At 71.6% G+C, this 7,311-nt stretch carries 8 protein-coding genes; 3 read left to right on the top strand and 5 right to left on the bottom strand.

The window, feature by feature from the left end; translation table 11 throughout:
* Positions 1–48: 48 nt before the first annotated feature.
* From HMPREF3099_RS07620 to HMPREF3099_RS07610, 3 genes are all read right to left on the bottom strand, one after another.
* On the bottom strand, positions 49–243 hold the full coding sequence (locus HMPREF3099_RS07620; protein ID WP_070705428.1) for a DUF3073 domain-containing protein: 195 nt from the start codon (positions 241–243) through the stop codon (positions 49–51).
* A gap of 195 nt (positions 244–438) precedes the next feature.
* Complete coding sequence (locus HMPREF3099_RS07615) at positions 439–654, bottom strand: hypothetical protein (RefSeq protein ID WP_070705427.1); 216 nt, start codon at positions 652–654, stop codon at positions 439–441.
* Between the two features lie 89 nt (positions 655–743).
* Complete coding sequence (locus HMPREF3099_RS07610; RefSeq protein WP_070705426.1) at positions 744–1,376, bottom strand: copper resistance CopC family protein; 633 nt, start codon at positions 1,374–1,376, stop codon at positions 744–746.
* Positions 1,377–1,458: 82 nt separating this feature from the next.
* Between HMPREF3099_RS07610 and HMPREF3099_RS07605 the strand changes: the two genes are divergently transcribed.
* Positions 1,459–2,091: an IMPACT family protein gene (locus HMPREF3099_RS07605; protein ID WP_070705430.1), complete on the top strand. Its 633-nt coding sequence runs from the start codon at positions 1,459–1,461 to the stop codon at positions 2,089–2,091.
* 9 nt (positions 2,092–2,100) lie between these two features.
* Here HMPREF3099_RS07605 and HMPREF3099_RS07600 read toward each other — a convergent pair whose 3' ends face one another.
* Both HMPREF3099_RS07600 and lpdA read right to left on the bottom strand, forming a co-directional pair.
* Positions 2,101–3,369 carry a carboxylate--amine ligase gene (locus HMPREF3099_RS07600; RefSeq protein WP_083323611.1) on the bottom strand — a complete coding sequence of 423 codons (1,269 nt, stop codon included), beginning with the start codon at positions 3,367–3,369 and terminating at the stop codon, positions 2,101–2,103.
* A gap of 157 nt (positions 3,370–3,526) precedes the next feature.
* Positions 3,527–4,921, bottom strand: a complete 1,395-nt coding sequence (lpdA, locus tag HMPREF3099_RS07595) for a dihydrolipoyl dehydrogenase (RefSeq protein ID WP_070705425.1) — start codon at positions 4,919–4,921, stop codon at positions 3,527–3,529.
* A 102-nt stretch (positions 4,922–5,023) separates the two neighbouring features.
* On the opposite strand from lpdA, the gene ilvN reads away from it, so the two are divergent.
* Positions 5,024–5,347 carry an acetolactate synthase small subunit gene (gene ilvN, locus HMPREF3099_RS07590; RefSeq protein ID WP_070705424.1) on the top strand — a complete coding sequence of 108 codons (324 nt, stop codon included), beginning with the start codon at positions 5,024–5,026 and terminating at the stop codon, positions 5,345–5,347.
* Between the two features lies 1 nt (position 5,348).
* Positions 5,349–7,311: chorismate-binding protein (locus HMPREF3099_RS07585; RefSeq protein WP_070705423.1), on the top strand; the 1,963-nt coding region annotated here is incomplete at its 3' end.

Below are 7,311 nucleotides of genomic sequence, written 5' to 3'. Positions count from 1 at the left end.
CGAACGCCCCCGGGTCACGGGGGCGTTCGCGCGTCGCGGTGAGGGGACTCAGCGGCCGGTGTCCGACCAGCTGTCGTCGTCGTCCTCGTCCTCGGAGAAACCGGAGTACCCGTCACGCGAGGACTCGCGGTCCGACGAGGCGCGCAGCTCCCTCTCCAGCGCGCTCAGGTCGGTGTCGGGGGAGTAGTACTTCAACTCCCGAGCAACCTTGGTCTGCTTTGCCTTGGCTCGGCCGCGCCCCATGGCGTGACCCCCTAACCGGTCTGGCGGAGCGGCATCGCCGTGAGCACGTGAATCGCGTGGCGTCCTCGGCCTGGGAAGAGCTCTGGCGTCACGCGATCAGGTGCGAGGCGTAGCGGCCCCGGGGTTTGTATATGTCGTGTCGCAGAGTTTACAACAGACGGTCCCAGAGGGGGCCTGAGGGTCGGCCTCCGAGCGTCAGGGGCGCGGGGTGGGCACGGTGTTGGCGAGGATCTCGCTCAGCGGCCACGCGGCGATGAGCACCAGCGTCACGAGCATCCCCAGCAGCACGAACAGCAGGGCGTGCACGGCGGGGCTCAACCTGTGCTTCTTGATGCCCTCGTCGTCGGAGAGGTCCGTGGCCGTTGCGGGCGCGGCGGAGGAGGTGGCGGTGGCCACGACGTTGTCAGACATGCCGTGCAGTGTTCCACGGCGAGGCCGGGCCGGTACAGGTCCAGAAGGTCACAGGTCGAGAACGATTCGGCCCGTACCGGCCGGGGAGGTCAGCGGCGGCGTGCGAGGGCCAGGCCACCACCCACGAGCACCAGGGCCGCGACGCCCAGGCCCACCCAGAGCGCCGTGCCCGGGCCGTCCTGGTCACCCGCCTCGGGGGCGCCGTCGTCTTGCGTCGCCCCGGCCTCGGGCGAGGTGGTGGTGTCGCCAGAGGGTGCTGCCTCGGTGGGGGTCTCCCCGGACGAGGGGGCCTCGGAGGCCCCGCCGGTGGGAGCCGCAGAGCCCGACGGCGCGGCGGACGAACCGCCCTTGGCGCCCACGGTGAACTCGGTGGTCCCGGAGATCGGGTGCCCGTCGGAGGAGACCACGCGCCAGGTGGCCGTGTAGGTGCCCTCGCCGAGGTCGCCCGGCAGCTCCATGCTGGCGGTGGGGCCGTCGATCTGCGGCGCACCCTCGGCCACCACCTGGCCCTCCTGGTCCGTCACGGAGACCTTGGCCCCCACCTTCTGGATGTTGTCGCTGTAGGTCAGGTCGAGCGATTCCGGGGCGCTGCTGAGGGTCTCACCGGCGGCGGGCTCGGACCCCTCCAGCACGTCGTGCGCCGACGCGGGTGCGGCCGTGAGGCAGAGGGCGAGGGTGGCACCGGCCACCAGGCGGACGGGGGAGGTGTGGCTGAGACGCATGGCGCCATCGTAGAAGGTTCTACGACTCGGCGTAGTGGGTGGGTGGCGAGGCGTGCCGCTCGGCCGCGCCTACCCTGTGCGCATGTCCGTGACCTCCTACCGCACGCTCGCGGCCGACGCCCACGGGGAGATCGAGGAGAAGCACTCGGTCTTCCGGTGCCGCATCGCCCCCACGTCCGACGAGGCGGCCGCGCGTGCCGTCATCGAGGCCGAGCGACGGACCCACCACGACGCGCGGCACCACTGCAGCGCCTTCGTGCTGGGCCCCGACGGACGCATCGAGCGCTCCAACGACGACGGGGAGCCCGCCGGCACCGCCGGGACACCCATGCTCGACGTGCTGCGCGGCTCGGGCTACCGCGACGTCACCGCCGTGGTGACCCGCTGGTTCGGTGGCACCAAGCTGGGCGCGGGCGGCCTGGTGCGCGCCTACGGCGACGCGGTGCGTGCTGCGCTCGAGGAGGCGCGTCCCCGGGAGCGCCACCTGGTGCGCCTGCACTCCCTGGCCGTCGCGCACGCGGACGTCGGCCGCATCGAGAACGACCTGCGCGCCGCCGGGTTCGTGGTGACCGGCACCGACTACGCCGAGCGGGCCACCCTCCACGTCGCTGTGCCCCCGGCGCAGCAGGACGCCCTCACCACGCTGGTGGCCGCGACCACCGCCGGTGAGGGCGTCCTGGTGCCCGGCGAGGAGGAGTGGGTCGACCTCGCCTGAGCCGCCGGCTCAGAAGCCGTGCGAGCTGGGCTTGGGGTAGTACTTGAGGAACTTGCGCACGTGGTTGGCCATGGCCACCAGCGTGTACCCCTTGCGCCACAGGGAGTCCTTGCGGTTCCACAGCGGGTGGTGGATGCCGTTGCGGGCCGCCGCGTTCACCCGCTCGCGCAGCGCCGGGTCCAGCACGTAGCGCATGAGGAAGGGCTTGAACAGCACCGTGTAGAGGATCTCGTTCTCCACGCGGACCGGGGCGTGGGGGCGGTTCTCCACCACGTCGGTCACCACGAACTCCGCCACGTTCGCCCCCGCGGCGGTCACGTAGTAGTTGTTGCGGCCGATGCGGGAGTTCATCTCCAGGAAGTAGCCGGTGCCGTCCTTCGGGTCCACCTTGACGTCGAAGTTGGCGAAACCCTTGTAGTCCATGTGGTCCAGGAACTTCACCGCCGACTCCCACAGGTCCGGCAGGGCCGTGGTGAACATGGCCGCCGGGTTGCCCAGGGCGGTGGGGGAGTGCTCCTCCAGCAGCACGTGGGCGCTGCACAGCAGGGTGGTCTCGCCGAACTGGTCGCGGTAGGCGGTCACCGAGCGCATGTAGGTGTCGTCGCCGCCGATGAGCTGCTGCACCAGGAACTGGCCGGTGAAGCCGGCTGCACGCAGCACGCGCACCATGTCGTCGTAGTCCGCCTGGGTGTCCAGGAAGTAGACCTTCTTCTTGCCCGGGAACTTCAGCGTCTCGTACTGGCTGGTGGTGGCGGGCTTGGCCACCACGGGGAAGGGGCTCTCCACGGCGGGGGCGGTCCAGCCGTCGGCCGCGGCACCGGAGAAGTCCACCACCTGGGTGGCCGGGTGAGGGATGCCGAGCTCGTCGCAGGCGCGGGCGAACTCCACCTTGTCGCTGATGCGGTCCAGCAGGTCCACGCCCGGCATCGGGATGGTGTAGTACGGCGCCAGCTCGTCCACGCGCTCCATCACCATGCGCACGATCGTGTCCTGGTTGGTGAGCAGCACCAGCGGGTGGCGGCCGTGGTGCTCCTTGCCGATGCGCACCAGCTCGTCGATCGTGTCCTGGGACGTCTTGTCCTCGCCGATGAGGTGGTGGTTGATGATGTCCGAGCGCATCACCGGGCCGGTCTCCACGCGGGAGACGACCGTGGGCACCGTGCCGTAGCGGTCGTTGAAGGCGCGCGCCAGGGCGTAGACGCCGATGTCGCCGCCGACCATCACCAGGTCGAAGGCCGGGGTGGTGCCGGGGGCGGGCTGGGCGGAGGTCTCGGACACGTGCTCTCCTTGCGTCGGGTGCTCGATCGATCCTATGCGGGGCGTGGCCGGCGCACACGATGGCGCGCGAGGCCGTGCGTCGCGGGGCCTGAGCCTCCTGCCCGCACGACGGCGCCCCGCCCACCATCAGGTGGACGGGGCGCCGTCGTGCGGGGTGTCAGAGGTTGATCATGTGCCCCTCGATGCCGTGCATGGCCTCCTTGAGGGCCTCGCTCAGCGTCGGGTGGGCGAAGACCACGCGGGACATCTCCGCGGCGGTCAGGTCCCAGGTGGCGGCGGTGACCGCGGCCGGCAGCAACTCGGTGACGTGCGGGCCGATCATGTGCACGCCGATGATCTCGTCGTGCTCGGCGTCGGCCACCACCTTGACGAAACCGACGGCCTCGCCCAGCCCCATCGCCTTGCCGTTGGCGGTGAACGGGAACTTGGCCACCTTCACCTCGTGGCCGGCCTCCTTGGCCTGCGCCTCGGAGAGGCCCATGGAGCCGATCTGCGGGTGGCAGTAGGTGGCGCGCGGGATGTTCTGGAAGTCGATGGTCTGGGTCTCGGCACCGGCGATGGTCTCGGCGGCCACGATGCCCATGGCCTCGGCCACGTGGGCGAGCATCATCTTGCCGGTGACGTCACCGATGGCGTAGACGTGCTCCACGCTGGTGCGGCCGTACTTGTCCACCTTGATGGCGCCGCGCTCGGTGGTCTCCACGCCGGTGGCGTCCAGGCCGTAGCCCTCCAGGCGCGGGGCGAAGCCGATGGCCGACAGCATCTTGTCGGCCTCCAGCACCTCCTCCTTGCCGTTCTTGGAGACGGTGACCTTCACGCCGGAGCCGGTGTCCTCCACGCCCTCCACCTTGGTGCCGGTGAGGACCTTGACGCCCAGCTTCTTGTAGTGCTTGGCGAGCTCCTTGGAGATCTCCTCGTCCTCGGTGGGCACCATGCGGTCGGCGAACTCGACGATGGTGACGTCCACGCCGAAGTTGCTCATGACGTAGGCGAACTCCACACCGATGGCACCGGAACCGGCGATGACGATGGAGCCCGGCAGCTCGGAGTTGAGGATCTGCTCCTCGTAGGTGACCACGTTGTCGCTGAGCTCCACGCCCGGGAGCATGCGGGTGGTGGCACCGGCGGCGATGATGAGGTCGTCGCAGGTGATCTCCTGCGTGCCGCCGTCGTTGAGCTCGACGGTCAGGGAGTTGGGGCCGGTGAGGGTGCCCCAGCCGTCCACCTCCGTGACCTTGTTCTTCTTCATGAGGAAGTGGACGCCCTTGACGATGCCCTCGGACACCTTGCGGCTGCGCGCGTGGGTGGGGCCGTAGGACATCGTGGCGTCGCCCTCGATGCCGAAGGTCTTCTTCTCGTGGTTCAGGGTGTGGGCCAGCTCGGCGTTGCGGAGCAGGGCCTTGGAGGGGATGCAGCCGACGTTGAGGCAGACACCACCCCAGTACTTCTTCTCCACCACGGCGACCTTCTTGCCGAGCTGGGATGCGCGGATGGCGGCGACGTAGCCACCGGGGCCCGCGCCAAGGACAACGACGTCAAAGTGATCGGCCATGGGGCCAGTATTGCAAGCCCACGTGCGCGGGGTGCGCACGCAGGTGGTTGACTGGGCGCTCCCGCCCTGCCGGGCGCCGCACTCGACCCCACGGGAGCCGTCATGGAGCGTCACGCACTGTCCGTCACCGCCGAGAACCACCCCGGTGTGCTCACGCAGGTCTGCGGCCTGTTCGCCACCCGCGAGGCCAACATCCAGTACCTCGCCGCCGGTCCCACCGACCAGCGCGGCCTCTCGCACATGACCATCGTGGTGCGCGCGGCCGCCCAACTGGACGTGGAGGACCTCGTGGACCACGCCCACAAGGTGCCGCACGTCACCGCCGTGGACGTGCTCGAGGACGTGGACACCGTCGTCGACGAGCTGCAGGCCATGAACGAGCGCGCCCCCCGCACCGTGGGCAGCCTCACGCAGCGCGCCTTCTGAGGTGGGCCCCACCCCCGCCCCGACCGCAGCCCGCACCCTCCTGGTCGACCTGCTCGGGGAGGGGGCGGGCCCGTTCGCGCTGCTGCGCCGGGCCGACGACCCCGAGGTGGTGCTGCTGCTGCGCGGCGAGGTCACCGACCTGGAGCACCTGGCGGACCTGCCGGCACCCGGCGAGCACCCCGTGCTGGCCATGGTGCCCTACCGCCAGGTGGCCGAGCGGGGCTTCGCCGCCCACGACGACGGCGCCCCGCTGCGGGTGCTGCTGCCGCGCCACACCGACCGGCTGCCGGTGGCTGAGGTGGCCGCGGCCCTGACCGAGCTGGTGCCCGAGCCCGCGGCCGTCTCCGGCGAGCGCATGAGCGTCTCCGACGCGGACTACGCCGCCATGGTGCGCCGCGTCATCACCGACGAGATCGGCCACGGCGAGGGGGCCAACTTCGTGCTCCGCCGCGACGTGGTGGCCGACGTGGAGGGTCCGCCCTCCACCGCCGCGCTGGGCTGGTTCGCCCGCCTGCTGGAGGCCGAGGCCGGCGCGCACTGGACCTTCGTGGTGCACACACCCGGCCACACGCTGGTGGGGGCCTCCCCGGAGCGCCACGTCGGCGTCGCCGGCGGCCGCGCGGTGATGAACCCCATCTCCGGGACCTTCCGCCATGGCGAGCATGCCACCCCCGAGGCCCTCGTGGAGGCCTTCCGGGGCTTCCTGTCCGACACCAAGGAGACCGAGGAACTCTTCATGGTGGTGGACGAGGAGATGAAGATGATGGCGCGCGTCTGCGCCAGCGGCGGCCGGATGACCGGTCCGCACCTCAAGCAGATGGCGCACCTCACCCACACCGAGTACCTGCTCGACGGCGCCACGGACATGGACCCGCGCGAGGTGCTGCGCGAGACGATGTTCGCCCCCACCGTCACCGGCTCGCCGATGGAGAACGCCTGCCGTGTCATCCACCGCCACGAGCCCACCGGTCGCGGCTACTACTCGGGTGTGCTGGCGCTGCTGGACCGTGACGAGGAGGGACGCGAGCGGCTCGACGCCCCCATCGTCATCCGCACCGCGCAGCTGCCCCACGACGGCACCGTGAGCGTGTCGGCCGGCGCCACCCTGGTGCGCCACAGCGACCCCGAGGCCGAGGTGGCCGAGACCGCGGTGAAGGCCACCGGGATGCTCGCCGCGATGGGCCTGCGCCCCCAGCGCCCGGTCGCCGAGGCCCCGGACCTGGCCGCCCTGCCCGAGGTGTCCGACGCCCTGGCGGCCCGCAACGAGCGGCTCTCGCCCTTCTGGCTCGCGCCGCAGGCCCCCACCCACCTGGAGGGCGTGGCCGGCGCGAGCGTGCTCGTGGTGGACGCAGAGGACGCCTGGACGCAGATGCTGGCCCACCAGCTGCGCCACCTGGGCCTGCGGGCCGAGGTGCGCCGCTGGGACACCGTCACCCCCGAGGACGTCGCCGGCCCGGGCGCTCCGGACCTGCTGCTCAGCGGGCCCGGCCCCGGCGACCCGAGCGACCTCGCCTCATCCCGCATCGCCCGCCTGCACGAGCTGGTCCGGGCCCGGCTGGGTGCCGGTCTGCCGCTGGTGGCGGTCTGCCTGAGCCACCAGGTGCTCAGCCACGCCGCGGGCCTGCCCATCGTGCGGCTCGAGGAGCCCCAGCAGGGCGTGCAGCTCGAGGTCGACTGGTTCGGCCGGCCCGCCCGCATCGGGTTCTACAACACCTTCGTGGCCCGGCACGGCGGGGAGCCCGTGGAGGTCTCGGGGCGTCCGCTGGAGGTGACCGCCGACCCGACCACCGGTGCCGTGCGCGGTCTGCGGGGGCCGGGCGTGGCCTCCATCCAGGGCCACGCCGAGTCGGTGCTCTCGGCCGACGGCCTGCCCGTGCTCCAGGAGATGGTGCGGCACGCCCTGGGGGGGCTGAACGGCTCCGACACGGACGCGAGGAGGGGCACCCCACGGGGTGCCCCTCCTC

Origin of the sequence: Kytococcus sp. HMSC28H12, assembly GCF_001816045.1 — a bacterium.
In the GTDB taxonomy this organism is placed as follows: Bacteria; Actinomycetota; Actinomycetes; order Actinomycetales; family Dermatophilaceae; genus Kytococcus; species Kytococcus schroeteri.
This window is presented reverse-complemented; position numbering and strand designations above follow the sequence as displayed.